The organism is Neptuniibacter sp. SY11_33 (assembly GCF_047778025.1).
Lineage (GTDB): Bacteria > Pseudomonadota > Gammaproteobacteria > Pseudomonadales > Balneatricaceae > Neptuniibacter.
Window position 1 is genome coordinate 1,546,299 of the sequence record NZ_CP180543.1, and the last position, 15,358, is coordinate 1,561,656.

At 41.2% G+C, this 15,358-nt stretch carries 14 protein-coding genes; 13 read left to right on the forward strand and 1 reads right to left on the reverse strand.

All coding sequences use genetic code 11. From position 1 onward, the window contains the following. The first annotated feature begins 24 nt into the window (after nt 1-24). The 13 genes from ACMXYV_RS07270 (at nt 25) to ACMXYV_RS07330 (ending at nt 13,451) form a co-directional block, all read left to right on the forward strand. Nucleotides 25-294 (forward strand): hypothetical protein, encoded by a 270-nt coding sequence (locus ACMXYV_RS07270; RefSeq protein ID WP_415891114.1) that lies wholly within the window; start codon nt 25-27, stop codon nt 292-294. Further along, nucleotides 281-793, forward strand: a complete 513-nt coding sequence (locus ACMXYV_RS07275; RefSeq protein WP_415891115.1) for a DUF6162 family protein — start codon at nt 281-283, stop codon at nt 791-793. Before ACMXYV_RS07270 ends, ACMXYV_RS07275 begins: the two co-directional genes overlap by 14 nt. Next, on the forward strand, nt 786-1,694 hold the full coding sequence (locus tag ACMXYV_RS07280) for a metal ABC transporter solute-binding protein, Zn/Mn family (protein WP_415891116.1): 909 nt from the start codon (nt 786-788) through the stop codon (nt 1,692-1,694). The genes ACMXYV_RS07275 and ACMXYV_RS07280 overlap by 8 nt, the downstream gene beginning before the upstream one ends. Continuing rightward, nucleotides 1,694-2,413 carry a metal ABC transporter ATP-binding protein gene (locus ACMXYV_RS07285; RefSeq protein ID WP_415891117.1) on the forward strand — a complete coding sequence of 240 codons (720 nt, stop codon included), beginning with the start codon at nt 1,694-1,696 and terminating at the stop codon, nt 2,411-2,413. Before ACMXYV_RS07280 ends, ACMXYV_RS07285 begins: the two co-directional genes overlap by 1 nt. Next, the gene (locus ACMXYV_RS07290) at nt 2,413-3,291 is read left to right on the forward strand and encodes a metal ABC transporter permease (protein WP_415891118.1); all 879 of its coding nucleotides are present in this window, start codon (nt 2,413-2,415) and stop codon (nt 3,289-3,291) included. Before ACMXYV_RS07285 ends, ACMXYV_RS07290 begins: the two co-directional genes overlap by 1 nt. 10 nt (nt 3,292-3,301) lie before the next feature. Next, nucleotides 3,302-4,108, forward strand: coding sequence for a hypothetical protein (locus tag ACMXYV_RS07295; RefSeq protein ID WP_415891119.1), 807 nt, complete (start codon nt 3,302-3,304; stop codon nt 4,106-4,108). A gap of 115 nt (nt 4,109-4,223) precedes the next feature. Then, on the forward strand, nt 4,224-4,478 hold the full coding sequence (locus ACMXYV_RS07300) for a CDGSH iron-sulfur domain-containing protein (RefSeq protein WP_415891120.1): 255 nt from the start codon (nt 4,224-4,226) through the stop codon (nt 4,476-4,478). A gap of 94 nt (nt 4,479-4,572) precedes the next feature. Further along, nucleotides 4,573-5,703 carry an NAD(P)/FAD-dependent oxidoreductase gene (locus ACMXYV_RS07305; RefSeq protein WP_415891431.1) on the forward strand — a complete coding sequence of 377 codons (1,131 nt, stop codon included), beginning with the start codon at nt 4,573-4,575 and terminating at the stop codon, nt 5,701-5,703. A gap of 865 nt (nt 5,704-6,568) precedes the next feature. After that, nucleotides 6,569-7,384 (forward strand): TnsA endonuclease N-terminal domain-containing protein, encoded by an 816-nt coding sequence (locus ACMXYV_RS07310; protein ID WP_415891121.1) that lies wholly within the window; start codon nt 6,569-6,571, stop codon nt 7,382-7,384. A gap of 37 nt (nt 7,385-7,421) precedes the next feature. Further along, nucleotides 7,422-9,629 carry a hypothetical protein gene (locus ACMXYV_RS07315; RefSeq protein ID WP_415891122.1) on the forward strand — a complete coding sequence of 736 codons (2,208 nt, stop codon included), beginning with the start codon at nt 7,422-7,424 and terminating at the stop codon, nt 9,627-9,629. A 1-nt stretch (nt 9,630) separates the two neighbouring features. Next, complete coding sequence (locus tag ACMXYV_RS07320) at nt 9,631-11,190, forward strand: ATP-binding protein (RefSeq protein WP_415891123.1); 1,560 nt, start codon at nt 9,631-9,633, stop codon at nt 11,188-11,190. Continuing rightward, entirely contained in the window at nt 11,177-12,097 is a 921-nt protein-coding gene (locus ACMXYV_RS07325; RefSeq protein WP_415891124.1) for a hypothetical protein, read from the forward strand. Before ACMXYV_RS07320 ends, ACMXYV_RS07325 begins: the two co-directional genes overlap by 14 nt. Nucleotide 12,098: 1 nt before the next feature. Next, entirely contained in the window at nt 12,099-13,451 is a 1,353-nt protein-coding gene (locus tag ACMXYV_RS07330; RefSeq protein WP_415891125.1) for a TniQ family protein, read from the forward strand. Between the two features lie 961 nt (nt 13,452-14,412). On the opposite strand, the gene ACMXYV_RS07335 is transcribed toward ACMXYV_RS07330, so the two are convergent. Further along, nucleotides 14,413-15,291: a LysR family transcriptional regulator gene (locus ACMXYV_RS07335; protein WP_415891126.1), complete on the reverse strand. Its 879-nt coding sequence runs from the start codon at nt 15,289-15,291 to the stop codon at nt 14,413-14,415. Nucleotides 15,292-15,358: the final 67 nt, after the last annotated feature.

Here is a 15,358-nt window from a genome sequence, read left to right on the forward strand (position 1 = left end):
AAATACGGATTAATAGGGATATTAATGAGTGCAAGTGCATCTGCACTTGCGCATTACCCAGTTATGACTTGCGAGCAAGAATCGGCTGAAATCCTATGCCATGTCGGTTTTAGTGATGGCACTAAAGCGGTGGGTAAGCCAGTTAAGCTCTATGACTACGATGAGACCTTATTGGTGTCTGAAAAAGCCGATAAGTTCTCTCAAGTTCGCTTCAAACAGCCTGAAGGTGAGTTTTATATTCAGTTTGATTCAGGGCATGAGTTTACCGTAGAGGTTGATTATGGCGAACTTTAAAACCTCTGCACTGGAAGAGGACGGAGCTGTTGAGGTTGTTAGGCCCGATAATGGCCGTGTTGAGAGTTACTGGCTGATCGGCAGTATCGTGATCATCCTTTCTATTGCTAGCTATGTTTTGCAGAATAATCAGGCTCCGAGTTTAGCGCCGCAAAAACATCTTCAACTTGATGTCGAAGGAAAGGCTGTTTTGACGGCCTTAAGAAATGCTGCTGATGAGATTATGTTTCTCTCTGATGATGGCAGTCTGCCAACTGTTTCAGAGTTAATCGAACAGGAACTACCACCGTTTGCTGATAGCAACGGCACTTTTGCTGCTTACACTTGGGATCTTATCGATTCTGTTTGTTATTTCGGTCGCTCTTCCAAAGAAGGCTCCCGCGAGTTTGTTTTGAAAATACACAATGATCATTCCGAGATCTATTGGCGACAAACAGCCACAAACACTCCAAATTGCGATCAGTTAACAAACTGGGAAACGGCTTCCACTCATGATTAAGCGTTTAATTACATTTTCTTTATTTTTGTTTTCCAGCGCTTTGATGGCAGAGCCATTGAAGGTTGGCATCACGCTACACCCATACTACGCCTACGTTTCTAATATCGTTAAGGATAGAGCGGAGATCGTGCCTTTGGTTGATGCCGGTTTTAATCCGCATAGTTATGAGCTTCAACCAGCCGATCTTAAACGTTTAATGACCATGGATGCCTTGGTGGTGAATGGCATCGGTCATGATGAATTTGCGTTTAGAGCTCTTGAAGCGTTGGAAGCTCAAAACGGTAAGCAGCGTAAAAAGATTAAGGTGATTCTGGCTAATCAGGATGTACCTCTATTAGCTGCCGAAAATACTGTGGGTGCGTGGAACCCTCACACTTTTGTATCGATCAGTGCGGCTATTCGTCAGGTCTATACCATTGCTAAAAATCTTGGTGAATTAGATCCAAACAATGCCAAGTTCTATAAGAAAAATGCGGTGCAATACGCGCGCAAGCTTAGAAAGCTTAAGAACCAATATGCCCAAGCGCTAAATGGCTTAGATTTGAGTGGTATTCGCATCGCGAGTACCCATAACGCTTACGGTTATTTTTTGCAGGAATTTGGAATCGGCATCGATACAGTGATTGAGCCTGCGCACGGAGTTGAGCCGAGTGCGAGCCAGCTAAAAGGCACAATCGACCGTATCCGTGACGCTCAAGTACAAGTGCTCTTTACCGAGCTAAACATGGATTATCGCTATGTTGAGACGGTAGAAAAAGCAACGGGGATAGGTCTGTACCATTTCTCGCATCTAACATTCGGTGAATATGATGCTGAACTTGTTTACCGCGAGATGGAGCACAACTTAAAAACTTTAGTTAAGGCGCTTAAAAGTGCATTAGCCGATGAAGGAGCTGCATAATGGGCCCTTCAATCAAATTGGATAATGTTTGCCTCAGCATTGCAGGTAATCAGATTTTATCGCCTAGCTCGGCTCTATTATGTGCCGGCAAAATGCACCTGCTTGTTGGTCCTAATGGTGCGGGTAAAACCTCTTTGTTGAAGTCCATGTTAGGTTTAGCTCCACATCAGGGTGAAATAAAACGCACTTGGATGAATAAAGCGCAAAAGCCTGCCTATATCCCGCAACAACCTCGATTCGATCAAGTTCTACCTGTGACAATTTCAGACTTCCTCAGTGCCGGTTTAAGCCGCAAGCCTGTGTTTTTTCGTCATCAAAAGGAAACTCGAAATACGGTTTTAGAATTATTAGACACCGTTGGTTTACAGGGGAAAGCAGAGCTACAGCTTGGGCAGTTATCTGGCGGTGAAAGGCAGCGCTTGATGTTTGCGCAGGCGCTAAGCCGATCTTCAGATCTTTGGTTCTTAGATGAGCCCATGACAGGTCTAGATGCTGAAGGCCAAGCATTGATTACTGATCTGATGCTCAATCTTCGAGAGCAAGGTAAAACCTTGGTGGTTGTTCATCATGATATGAGCTTTGTTAGAGAGCATGCGGATAATGTTTTGCTTATAAACGGTGGCTTAGTCGATATGGGACTTCCAAGTGAGGTTGATCTTGGCATCGTTGGGGCTTCGTTTGATTCATCTTCAAAGAGAGAGATGGAGGCAGTAGCCTGATGGAAGCACTACGAAATTGGGCCTTTGAAATGCAGGCTCAAGGCACGCTGCCAAGCATCTTTGAATATGGTTTTTTGATCAATGCCTTGGTTGCTGCGCTCATTATTGGCCCTCTCCTTGGAGGCATGGGCAGTTTGGTGGTCATCAAGCGTTTAGCTTTCTTCTCTGAGGCAGTAGGGCACGCAGCTTTAACAGGTATCGCGATTGGTATCTTGTTGGGCGAGCCTGCTGCGCATCCTTATGCGTCGCTATTTAGTTTCTGTCTGATCTTTGCCTTGTTGCTGCACTGGATCAAAAGCCGTACCCAAGTACCTTATGATGCGCTTGTTGGTGTATTCCTAGCGGTGGCTATCGCAATGGGCGCAGCCTTGCTGCTTTATGTGGCGCGTAAGGTGAATGTTCATATTCTTGAGAATGTATTGTTCGGCTCGATACTGACCGTGCAGGATCAGGATCTCTTTATTCTCGCGGTGATTGGTGCTATTTGCCTATTACTCACAGTTTGCTTTGGTAATCAGGCTTTGCTTGCTTCGCTGAACCCAGAGCTGGCGCAAGTGAATGGCATTAACACACGTTTGTTCGATTACGCTTTCGTTGTACTAATTGCTTTGATTACTGTTGCAGCTGTGAAAATTGCGGGTGCCATTCTTGTAGGGGCGATGTTGTTAATTCCAGCAACAACCGCGCGTTTAGTTACCCGAAATATCAGACAGTTCTTCTGGACCAATATCCTGCTTTCAACTATCTGTTGTTTGGCCGGTATCATTTTACCGATGGCTCTAGAGCTACCCGTGCCATCCGGGGCCGCCATTGTGTTATTGGCTAGTTTAGGGTTTGTGTTGGCTGTTATTACCAATCGGATTCGTAGTTTTACTTAGAGTTCCTGTTATGAAAATTAAGCTGATTTTGGTCGCTTTAATGCTGACGTTGTCCGGTTATTCTGCCGCTGACAATAAGGCAGAGACTCCACGTGTTGCGTCGGCAATGCCTATCATCCATGCCATAAACCAAGCCTTGCTTGAAGGTACGGATGTTGAGGCGATTTATCTTCCACCAAAACGTTTACCAGTGTCCCGTATTAACAATTGGTTAAAGCATAAAAGTGGAGCGGTTATTTCAAAACAAGGTCCTGTGACCGCTGTGGTATCAATTGAGTCGATTTGGCCTGAATATGCGCTGTTTAAGCACCTAAGAGCGACCAATGTTCGTGTTATCAATGTCGATGCAGCACAAGAAATTCTACCGGGCGGCGCGCAAGTAAGTTTAAGTGCTCAAGATTCAGAACAGAGTACGTACTTTTGGTTAGCGCCTGATAACCTGCGTGTAATGAGTCAGATTGTTGCTCGTGAATTTCAGCGTATCTGGCCTGGTCAGGCTCCGATTATCCGTTCAAACCAAATGGCGCTGCAAAAACAGATCAGTGATTATGCTCTTAAGTTAGATGAGACACTGCTGGAGCATGATGTTGTCGCTGTTTGCCTCGATAACCCTAAACTCCAACCGCTAGCGCAAGCCACTTACTTGCCAGTGGAAGAGGAGTGTAGCGAGGCATTGCAGATCAAACCTAAGAGTAAAAAGCTCGAGCCACAATCGGGTTTATGGCTGGTGGATACAGCGATCAAACCACTGAAAACTGATCTTACAAAGTGGCTATCAAATAATCTTAATCAGCTTGATCAAGCGTTTCAGCATTAATAATTGTATTGTTCTAAATTTGAACAATTGAAATTGCTCTTCTACGTTTACTGAATATAGCGATAGCACTAAATGCTGCTAAGGACGGCGGAATATTCAGTAGAGGAGCATAACGATGTCTCATTCACCCGTTCATAGGGCAGCTGATGCCCCAGTCAAAATTCACCTAGATGCGGGGCAGACTTATGCGTGGTGTGCTTGTGGTCGCTCGGGTGATCAACCGTTTTGTGATGGTTCTCATCAAGGCACAGGGATAGATCCTGTTGTCTTTGAAGCCGAAGAGGATGGTGAGGTGTGGCTTTGTATGTGCAAGCAAACAAAAACACAACCACTCTGCGACGGTAGCCATAAAAACAAGCCTGAAAAATAATAGCTTGTGGTAAGATAGCGCGCTTTCAAACCAGCGGAGAAAGCGTGTGACACAGTACGATGTAGTAATTATCGGAGCCGGAGCTTCAGGCCTGATGTGTGCCGCTACTGCTGGTTATCGCGGACGCTCTGTTCTTGTCATCGAACACACTAAAAAAGTTGGCCGTAAAATCCTAATGTCGGGTGGTGGACGTTGTAACTTCACTAACATTCATAACGGCCCCGCTAACTTCCTTTCGCAGAATCCTCATTTTTGTAAATCTGCTTTGAGTCGTTACAAAGCACAGGACTTTATCGATCTGGTTGATCGCCACGGCGTCGAATATCACGAAAAAACACTCGGCCAGCTGTTCTGTAATGAATCCAGTAAAGAGATTCTTCGCGTCCTAATGACCGAATCAGAATGGGCGGGTAATGAGATCCGTACCGAGCTGAGCGTCAATGGTATCGAAAAGCAGGAAGAGGGTTACTTACTGCAAACCTCATCAGGGCCAATCAAAGCAGAATCCGTTGTAATTGCGACCGGTGGTTTGTCTATTCCCAATGGTGGAGCTACCAGCTTTGCTTACGATATAGCTGAACAGTTTGATCTTAAAATACTGCCTAAAACAGCTGCACTGGTACCGTTTACGCTGCAACCTAAAGAGAAAGAAGTTCTTAAAGAACTCTCGGGTGTATCTCATAAAGTAAAAGCGACAATCGGTAAAACCAGCTTTGTCGAAAGTATGCTCTTTACCCACCGCGGTTTAAGTGGTCCTGCTATTTTGCAGATCTCTTCCTACTGGCAACCGGGTGGAGAAGTGGAGATAGATCTGTTCCCAGAGTTTGATCTGCTAGCATGGCTAAAAGAGCAACGCGAAGCGCGCCCAAAAGCGGAAATTACTACCATCATGGCGCAGCAGATGAGTAAGCGTATGGCACAGATCCTCTGCCAGCTATTTGGCTTTAGCGGCATTATGGGTAACCAATCCAATAAAGACCTAGAGACAGTGAATAGCGCTTTCAGGGAATGGAAAATCAAACCTTCAGGTACCGAAGGTTACCGTACAGCGGAAGTGACGCTAGGTGGTATAGATACCAACGAGATCAATCAGAAAACCATGGAAGCTAAAAAAGCACCGGGTTTGTACTTTATCGGTGAGTGTTTAGATGTAACCGGCCATCTTGGCGGCCATAACTTCCAATGGGCTTGGGCGTCTGGGTTTGCTGCAGGGCAGGTGGTTTAACTGTATTGAAGGAATTAAAACAAATACTATTGTAATTAAAACCAATACATTGTTATCCCATTTTCAACGAGATAGGAGAGTTACGAGGGGTACAGGCCGGAAAAGTATTTGTTTTTAAATTTCACTCTTAACCACCAAATTGAGCAGGTGGTTAGTAATCCCTTTGGGTTTCCTTGGGGTGAGATCACCTTGTAAGGCATAGCTTTCTTTTGGCTATAAACGAGAACGGGTAATCATTTTTGGCAACTACTCAGACAACCCGAAGCTAAGTCTGCTAGTAATGCCCCTTCGATAATGAGCTATAGGATTACAGAACTCAATCATTATCGAAATTCCAAACAGATTTGTTGGGATTCGATTGATACTTATAGTGTATACCTAGCTCAGATAAGAATAGAGAGCGCACCAAACTTGAGATCGGCACTGTTTTCTAAGAGAGGCCTCCCTTTTTGGGGTACATAAAGCCATTTTTTATTGGATAGTCCGCTGAACTTTATCTCCTCCTTGCTTCTGAAGTGAGGCGTAAATAAATCAAATTAAATTTTATTCATAATGTTCTAAATTGGCTTGATATTTGCCGGTTTTATTGTTTTGTATTTATATGCGGTTTAGTAATTGTTTGGGGGTTTTTTTATATTATATTGGTAATTCTAAAGGCTCTTGATATCTGTGTTTTATGTGCTTTTTGATATTTATTATATTATTGTTTTGGCTGTTTTTTTATGGGTCTTATTATTCTTTTTATATTATTTTAGTTTGGGTTTTTTATTGTTTTTGTGTGGATTTTAATGGCATGTGTTGAAATATTTTCGTTCGACACTGCTGTTTTTAAAAACTATGATTTTTCTTATTTGAGGAAGGGTGAATGGGAAAAAGAATGAAAGGGGTTACCTTTACTAGGCAGAAGCGGTGGTATGACGAGCATAAAAAATATGTTGGTAGTGAGTATAAACCTTTCTGGTTTGTAGAGGATATTCAATCATCAGGTATTAAGGTAAAAGTAGCACATTTTAAGCATATATATAGAGTGGTTCATTTACTATCGATAAACGAACTGTTTATGTATTTATTACTGGCGTGGGATCAAGATGTTGTTGAACTATATGAACAGTGGGCATTGCCTCTTGATGTGACTGTTAATATAGCCAAAGATGAAAATATTGAACACCCGATATATCGAGATACGGGGGTTCCTATGATACAAACAATAGATTTTTACTGTATAAGATCTGATGGGGAAAAGTGTGCATATGCGGTAAAGGAGAAGTCCGCACTTGATAAGAAAAGGGAAAATGAAAAGTTAAAAATACAAGAAGAGTACTGCCTTAAAAATGGAATATATTTTGAGAAGGTTACTTCTGACGAACTTAAGACAGTGAAGTGCAAGAATTTGGAGAGACTATATAGACATTCAAAACTAGATCCATGGCTAGTAGACGTTTTTAAAATATGGCTTTCAAACTTTGTCGGGGAGTTATCTGAGAACCAATTTGATCGTGTTGCTCATACCTTACATACATCGTCGATGCAGACAGGTATTCCTTACCAGACGGCTGCAAGTTTCTTTTATTTCGCGATTTGGAAAGGGCTTTTGGATTTTGACTGGAATCTTCCTCTAGTACTTGAGATGGCGGCCAGTGATTTAAAATTATTTCCCAATTATGAATACTTTAGCTTTTAATCCTAGTTCCCATTTTAAACTTCACAAAGTTATTTGCTTGAATCCAGATAATGAAGATGAGGTTGTCTTAAACGGTATATTAATCGATGAGGATTATCTGGTCGTAAATATAGAGATGGCTCTTGAACAAGTCTTTATAATTAATTTGGATACAACGGCCAGGTTCCCCAAATCTGTAAACTATTTTGAATTGTTAAGTCTGATTGATGAGGAGAAATTACTATTAGCGGATCTTGAATTAGATCCAAAGCTAATGATAGCTGAAGATGATTTGCCAGAACGGTTTGTAAAAAAAGCTAAAGACCGTTTGGCTGAAATCTATCCGTTAATTCAGGATTTAGAGTCAGTTGTGCGTAATGGGTATGGTGATAATAAGTTTGGAGAACTTGTGCAGAGTACTGGTCGCTCTAAGTCTTATCTGTATAACTGTTTTTATTCTTGGCTTAGGCATGGAGGACGAGAAAACTGCCTTGGGTTGCCAATAGGGAAAGATGCAAATCATGTTCCCAAAAAAAGAGAAATTAGAGTTAAACAAGGTGCACCTAATCAGGATATACCCAAAGGTAAGGTACTAGATGATTTTGACTTTAAGGTTTTTGAGAAAGTAAAAAAACATAGAAATCGAAACCCTTTAAAATCTATTCCAAAGCTAACTAGATGGTGCTGGAGTAAATATTATTTTGAGAGCAGGGTTAAATGTTCTGCACAGGAGTTTCAGCAAACAGGGATGAAATTCAAAATTAAATGGCTTCCCGCTAACCAAAGGCCTTCAGAAGACCAAATAAGATACTGGTTGAGCAAGCAAGATGATGGACCTTCTTCTAAGCATGACCGTAATAAACGAAGTCATAATGAATACCGAGCTAGTAAAGCGGGTCGCACGGGAGACCCTTTTACTCACTCTTCAGCCCCTGGGGAACTGTATCAACTTGATGAGACCCCATTTGACGAGGAGCTTGTGTCAGAATTTGATCCAACAAGAACAACAAAAATAGGAAAAGGCACCTTATATTTTATTAGAGAGGGTTTTGATGAAGGTATTGCAGGCATTTACATAACGACTTTGCCACCAAGTTATTCCACAGTTAAAGAGGCTGTCTTCAACGCAGCACGTAATAAGACAGGTTTTTTAGCTGAAATTAATTGTCCGATAGATCCTACTTTGTGGCCCCATGAAGGTATACCACAATCCTTGTTAGTGGACAGAGCTGAGTTTCACAGTCGAGTAAGCGAAGGTCCTATTACTGATTTTCCCATGACTATAAAGTTTACTCGAGCGGGAAGGGGGGATGATAAAGGCCTTATAGAAGTGATGTTTTATGTATTTAGTGTTTTCTTTAAAGGTCTTAGCAAAGCTCACCAAACGAAAAGTCTACACGATATTGCCAGGCAAGTTGCGCGAAAAAATGCATGTCTAACGATTAATGAACTCTACATTATCGCTACTATTTATGCGGTTCATTTTAATTCTGTACATGTTTTAAATGACTACCCGCTTACTCGCGAAATGGCACGAGATAATGTGGATCCTATCCCAAATCAAATATATCACTGGGGGCGAAAATATAGACCAGGAGGGCTTCTTGAAATGTCAGAGAATGAGATGTATCTCAGGTTGCTTGAGAAAGGTACGGTCTCTGTTCATCGTACCCATCTACACTTGTTAGATTATGGTTTGCGATATAACTGTCAGTGGAGTCTTGAAAAGGGTTTGCAGGACCGAAAGGAAAGCAGAAATAGTGCACCTAGGTTCTCATGTAGGTTTTTCAGAGGGATTGTTGATAAGATTTTTGTGTGTACCAATGATGGCCTCAAACTTGCTACTTTAGATGTGAAGGATCAACAGTATTCAGGCTTGAGTTTTCCAGAGGTGAAAGTCAGAAAAACTCAAACAAAACCTGGAAAAGCTCTTCTCCATGAAGCGGAGCAGCAGAGCCTTGCATCGATTGAGCTATTTCTTGAGGAAACTATTAAGCAAGCCACTTCGTCACGAGTTGTATCCGCGTTACCCTCGATTGCTACTATAAAAGAAAACAGGTCTACCGAGTCTATTTTTGATCGTATTCGTCAAGCCAACCGGTATGTCACAGCAATTGAAGAATTGTACTTGCCCTCAAAAACTTATCAGCAAAATCAAATACAAAATTTACCTTTGGGTAGCTCACATCAATATATAGATATTCCTGATGAAGTGTTTGATGATCATGATGAGTACGCTGATTTTTATGGGGATGAAGAGAGCTAGTATGCAGAAAATCACAGTAGTTAAAGCAAGATACAGAAATTCTGATCAGGGTAAAAAGCAAGGAAACTGTTTGATTAGTGCACTTCCAGCAAAGATGTCTCCAAGCAGGTTACGCCAGGTCCTTTCTCGCTTTCCTTCATTCCCAGAACTTGGAGTGCTTGCCAAAGATGAACGCATTTCAACTGTTAAAAAAGGAGTAAATCAAATTCTGATGCCGACATCTCCTTTTGTGGAATTTTATCATGCAGTTTATCACTTGATTGAGGATGGTTATGAATCTCGTAATCCACTTGAGCCAAGTGTTATTGGATGGACTTATGATATTGCTGATCCAGAAATAAATGTTAAGGAATTACGAGAGAGGCATCAGCTGACACAATACGATGGACAAACAACGTGCGAGCATATGTTTTTTACAGGTTTATCCGGTATGGGGAAAAGCCTTGTCAAAAATAGTGTGATGTCTGTTGCGTTTCCAAATGTAATAGTTCATCAGCGAGAAAATTTTGATGAGATTCAAATAGTCCAATTACATGTCGAAATGCCACATGATGGGACACGGGCTACGTTACTAAAAAATTTCTTTAGAGCTTTTGATTATACCTTGCAGGGAGTGGAAAAAACTAATTACTTTGAGATGGTTCAACCAAAATTAGGGAGGTCTGCAACCATAGGTGCTATGGAAAGCTTCCTACAGGATCTTTGTATCAAATATCATGTTGGAGTTGTGTTTATTGATGAATTTCAGAATATAAATGTCGCAACAAAAACTGACATCGATAAAATGCGTCAGCTATTTGATAGCTTATCAAATGATCTGCTTGTGCCTTTTGTGAAGATCGGTACTGTCGAGGCGTTAAAGCCTTTCGAGAGTAAATTTAGACATGGAAGGCGAGGAGGAGAACCCCTCGAATTGTGGCCTTATGTTCGTATCGCTGAATCTACCGAGGAAGCATTACCGAACGGAAGTATAGAAAGGGGAAGTGAGAAGACGCTTAAGAAGTCTGATCTACCTAAGAGGAATCGTGGCAAAGATTGGGACAACCTAGTCAGAGCTTTATTCTCATTTCAGCTTATCAAACAACCAATCCAATACAGTATGCGATGGGATGAAGAACTTTATAGGTTCAGTTGTGGTATCCCTTATGTGCTTTTTACTCTATGGAGAGAAGCTCAGGTTGATGCAATAAGATCTGGTAAGGAGACCTTGACGCTCTCTCGTTTAAAAACTGTATACAACAAACGTTTTAAGTTGATTAAGTTAGCTTTGGCTTCACTCCGCAAAAAGAAAATAGGTTTGTTCCAGGATTTATTGAGCATCAGTCAGTTATTCGACAAAGGAGAAAATGAAGCAGCACTTAAACATCTGAAACGCTTTGCAGATGAAGAGCAGTTCAGTGGTGCAGCCGCGATAACCATTGTGGAAAAACTCGAGGAGTTTGAAACACAATCGGAATTGAAGCCAAACGAGCAAGCTCTACTCAATCGAGTGAGGGCCAAGCTAGAACTTAGGGCTCAACCAGTTAAAGCCGGACAGACGATCGAACATGAGAAATCATAGGGCCAATCTTACACACATAGCTTTTGCTAACGGTGAACATTTGTTAAGTGGCTGGATTCGACATAATATTCGTGTCGGATTCAGTAATTTTCCATTTGATGGTTGCCTAGGTTATTGGGGGCTCCCTAAACAACACCTTAAAGCTCAGCGAATTGATGGAGCTATTCTGGATGGTATTCTCGCTCGTACAACACTTGAGGAGAACGAAAGGGAAGACTTATTAGTCAAAAGGACAAACTATTCATTGTGGAAGCTAGGTGTTGACTCAGTCGACAATGGTCAGAAAATAAAATCCCCTCCAGCGCATTTGGAACAAAATACCTATGCTTTTTCTATGAGCTGGCACCTCTGCGAACAGTGTGTACGTGAACAAACTGAAGAGCTAGGGTTTAGTTACTGGGTAAGGAGACACCAGATTCCATCTGTTACTCACTGCTTCAAACACGGCTCGATATTGCTTACTCATCCTTGTGTTAAGCGGCTTGATCGCCTAGCGTTGCCAGCTAAACTCCTTGGCGAAAATGAATTTATTCCTGTCAGTCAAAATCATTCATTACTTGAGTGGAGCAATTTCGTTATTGAAGTAGATAGACTAATTGCGTCTAACCCCGATCTGATAACCTTGTGGCAATCTGAAGTTAAAAGAATTTTGGCATTGCCAGAAGTAACCAGGCATAAAGATAAACCTTTCTTCCAAGCCCTTTCGAAGAGAATGGAATCAGACCTGGGTGACGGAATTCTTAATCATCTATTCCGGGCTTATAGAGATGAACGTCAGAGTAAGCCAGATGTTTTATGGAGGACCCTGTCAGGTCTAAGAAAGCAGAAAACAACCCGTCATCCCGTTTTTTGGCTCGTTATTCTCTATTGGCTAAGAGACTCTTTAACTAGTCTGGACAAAATCTGAAATGGACCTACCAGCTCGACATCACATTTTGGATGATGAGCTTATTGTCAGCTGGCTAGCTAGGCTATGTCGAACAGGGGCCTTCTTCAATGAAAGGCTAGCTCGAAAAGAGCTAATAGGTATAGAGAAGGTTCGTTTGCACCCTTATTTAACTTCACACCTGAAGTGCATTTCATCTAGTACCAATCAGAACCCACAGGCTCTGATTATGAAACATACTTTGTATCCCTTATTTTGGTGGTGTGGACTTGATTCTGAATTACGGCTAAAGGAATCAATGTTAGAAGATAATGGGGGACAAACAATCATTTTGGCGGGCCTCCCTCAGTCTAAGCTCCACTTCTTCGCAGGACTAAAGTTTTGTCCTTCATGTGTGTCTGAGAGCAGGGGTATACATGGTTTTGGATACTTTAAAACCTTCCACCATATCCCAGGGATAGAGGCATGCTCTGATCATCATTGTTTATTACATGGCTTAAGCAGTGGTGACTATGGTTACGATCGCCAGCTACCTTTGCCGCCTTCCAATACACAAGCTGTTGAGGCAACTTGTTTTCAAATAGGCCTAGCGAAGTTCGCAAAAGCTTTCTTGCAGCAATCGTGTGATGAAACTGAACCACTTGATTACCGGAACATATATAAGAAAGAACTGCTCGGGCTGGGGCTCGTGACTCGTTTCCAAAGAGTAAGAATTAGCAAGTTAACAGAGGCAATTCTAGAATTTTATACAGCACTAGAGTTTGGTGGCGAGCTTGGTTTCCCAAAGGGATTAGCAGATTTTAATTTTCTAGGGCCGTTATTGAGGGGTAAAACACACTTTTGCTGTCATCCGACGAAACATATTCTTTTTGTATTTTGGTTATGTTCAGCCGCTGGGAAGAGCCTATTCGAGTTGGTTAATGCCAGATCGTGGACTACTAAGCGAAAACGCATTCGTGCAGATGTTGATGTTAAGCTCGTTAAGAAAGCTATTGGTGAGGCTGCAGTACCTTCTTCTGAACGGATAACTAATGCTATTGAAAAGATTAAAGAGTTAGTTGAAACCAACCCTAGTTGGAGAAGGAAAGAGATCAAAGAAGTTTTAAATGCTGATTTCTTTTATCTCTATCATCATGCTCCCTCAATACTTGAAGAGATTTTGCCTGATAAAGAGCCGCCATCTCATCCAGATAAAGACTGGTTACTAGAAGATGATCGAATCTATTCCGAAATTCTTAAAATAGATAATTTTGAAGATTTGTCACTTAGCAAGATTGATGGCTTGGTTAAGGGGCGAGGGTTTATACTTAAAAGCCTCAAAGAATTACCAAGGACGGCATGCCTATTAAGACATTTAAGGAAATTACATAAGTAGATTCATCATCAAAAAATAGAATGATTGATCATCAGTCCGTGTTGTTATTCGTTGAATACAGTTGTTAATTTATAGTAAAGTCAGAGCTTTTCTGCTTTACAGGTATTGCAAGAAATCAATAGAAACAGCATACATTCTTGAAATACATGACCTTACTTTGGTATTGGCAACCTTGGATCATGTTTTGGTCGTACTTTCCAATTCTAACAATCCCCCAAAGTTGATTAAGTGAAGTTGTTTAGCACCAAATAGATCCGCAACCATTACATCTATAAGTGGTTTTTTGGAGGGACTATCTTAGATAATTGTTGGCAGTATTCGCATAGACCGCCTACATGCATATTAATAAATCCCTTTTCACTTTTAATTCATTAACCTAAAATTTTTTTAGTAATAAGAAACTAAGAATAATGGTGTGGTTGGGTTAGAAAGGTGTGATGGAATTGTTTCAACCATTAGCAGAGAGTTGTTTATATGAAGGGATTAGATTTACGTGCTACTAAGATATTATCCTTTTAATGCACCTGATGGTGCTTATTGGTAACCCTTCTATATCTTCATCCTCTTCAAGGTATTTATCTGTATCTCTACCTTGACATGGTAGAGGTCAGCAGTTCGAATCTGCTTAGTCCTACCAAATTCTTCTTAAAATACAGCGTGTTACATTGTTATTAACATTAGTGATTGAGTGTTTGATTGTTAGTGTGACCGATATGTGACCAAGCTTCTTCTATTTTTATCCTGCATACTTTTTTATTGGGCCTTGTTGGAATGTTTGAGTCCTGCTAAGTGCCAAAAGCGGATGCATAACCTGATTATGGACCAGTAGCTAGTTGATATCTTTACAAGTAGTGAAAAGAAATATTTGTCGATTGAGAAAGCTAAGCTAGCTGAGTACAAAGTGGTAATTCGGATACTGCTATCTAGTTGATAAGATTTAAGTTGTTCTGTACCAAGCTCATTACTCTACCGGCTGAAGAGTTGTTTCGGGCTTCAATTCGACCTCATAGAGTAGCTCGATGATTGGTTCTATATTTAGGTGTTCTGGAGCATTTTTACTATATACGGCGTACACAGAACGTTTCACGGTTTTAATCCCTTCTATCAAATGCAATTGTCCTTCTTGAAGATAGCTTTCTAATTGGCTCATCGGCAAGAAAGCAGCTCCTCCGTTAGTTAATAAAAATTCTAATGCAATTTGGCTTTGTTCGGTATGAAGCACAGGTGCTACTGGTTTTTTAAATAGCTTTGCATGCTTCATATTGAATGCAGTGCCCCAATCAACAAATACATAACCTACATCATAAATATCGCTGAATTTAGCCCCCTTTTTATTAGTCACTAAAGCAAGCTCAATTTGACCAATTTTATTGGTCTTAAGCTCGGCCAAATTAGGAGGATCCAGCACTACAGCCATATCTAGCCTTCCAGCGATTAATGCTCTAGTTAGCTCTAAATGAGAGTTGATTTCCGTTCTTATAGATATCTGAGGAAAAGCTTCGGCCAATTTGGGTAGAGTGGATTGAAGAAAGGTTCCCCATAAATTGGAAATGCCGCCTAGGGATAGATGCATCTCTTGCTGTTCCGGAAGACCTACATCCTGAAGTGCAATCTGCCACGAAGCTAGAATGTTCTCTGCATGAGGAATTAGCCGTTCCCCCGCACTCGTCAGCATGATGTTATTTCGTTGTCTAGAAAATAAAGGTAACCCAACTAACTCTTCTAACTGGCGTATCCGAAAGCTGACAGCTGACTGCGTTAGGTATAAGTTTTCTGCTGCTTTCCCAAAGTGCCTTGTTTTGGAAACCTCTAGGAACGTTCTAAGCAAACCTATATCCATAATTCTTCCATAAAAAAAATCGATTGAAATGATAAAAAAACATCGTTTTACAGTTAATAACACTGCA

Excerpts from the sequence above, each read along its gene's own strand:
- ACMXYV_RS07270 (WP_415891114.1), top strand. The coding sequence starts at position 25 with ATGAGTGCAAGTGCATCTGCACTTGCGCATTACCCAGTTATGACTTGC.
- ACMXYV_RS07275 (WP_415891115.1), top strand. The coding sequence starts at position 281 with ATGGCGAACTTTAAAACCTCTGCACTGGAAGAGGACGGAGCTGTTGAG.
- ACMXYV_RS07280 (WP_415891116.1), top strand. The coding sequence starts at position 786 with ATGATTAAGCGTTTAATTACATTTTCTTTATTTTTGTTTTCCAGCGCT.
- ACMXYV_RS07285 (WP_415891117.1), top strand. The coding sequence starts at position 1,694 with ATGGGCCCTTCAATCAAATTGGATAATGTTTGCCTCAGCATTGCAGGT.
- ACMXYV_RS07290 (WP_415891118.1), top strand. The coding sequence starts at position 2,413 with ATGGAAGCACTACGAAATTGGGCCTTTGAAATGCAGGCTCAAGGCACG.
- ACMXYV_RS07295 (WP_415891119.1), top strand. The coding sequence starts at position 3,302 with ATGAAAATTAAGCTGATTTTGGTCGCTTTAATGCTGACGTTGTCCGGT.
- ACMXYV_RS07300 (WP_415891120.1), top strand. The coding sequence starts at position 4,224 with ATGTCTCATTCACCCGTTCATAGGGCAGCTGATGCCCCAGTCAAAATT.
- ACMXYV_RS07305 (WP_415891431.1), top strand. The coding sequence starts at position 4,573 with ATGTGTGCCGCTACTGCTGGTTATCGCGGACGCTCTGTTCTTGTCATC.
- ACMXYV_RS07310 (WP_415891121.1), top strand. The coding sequence starts at position 6,569 with ATGGGAAAAAGAATGAAAGGGGTTACCTTTACTAGGCAGAAGCGGTGG.
- ACMXYV_RS07320 (WP_415891123.1), top strand. The coding sequence starts at position 9,631 with ATGCAGAAAATCACAGTAGTTAAAGCAAGATACAGAAATTCTGATCAG.
- ACMXYV_RS07325 (WP_415891124.1), top strand. The coding sequence starts at position 11,177 with ATGAGAAATCATAGGGCCAATCTTACACACATAGCTTTTGCTAACGGT.
- ACMXYV_RS07330 (WP_415891125.1), top strand. The coding sequence starts at position 12,099 with ATGGACCTACCAGCTCGACATCACATTTTGGATGATGAGCTTATTGTC.
- ACMXYV_RS07335 (WP_415891126.1), bottom strand. The coding sequence starts at position 15,291 with ATGGATATAGGTTTGCTTAGAACGTTCCTAGAGGTTTCCAAAACAAGG.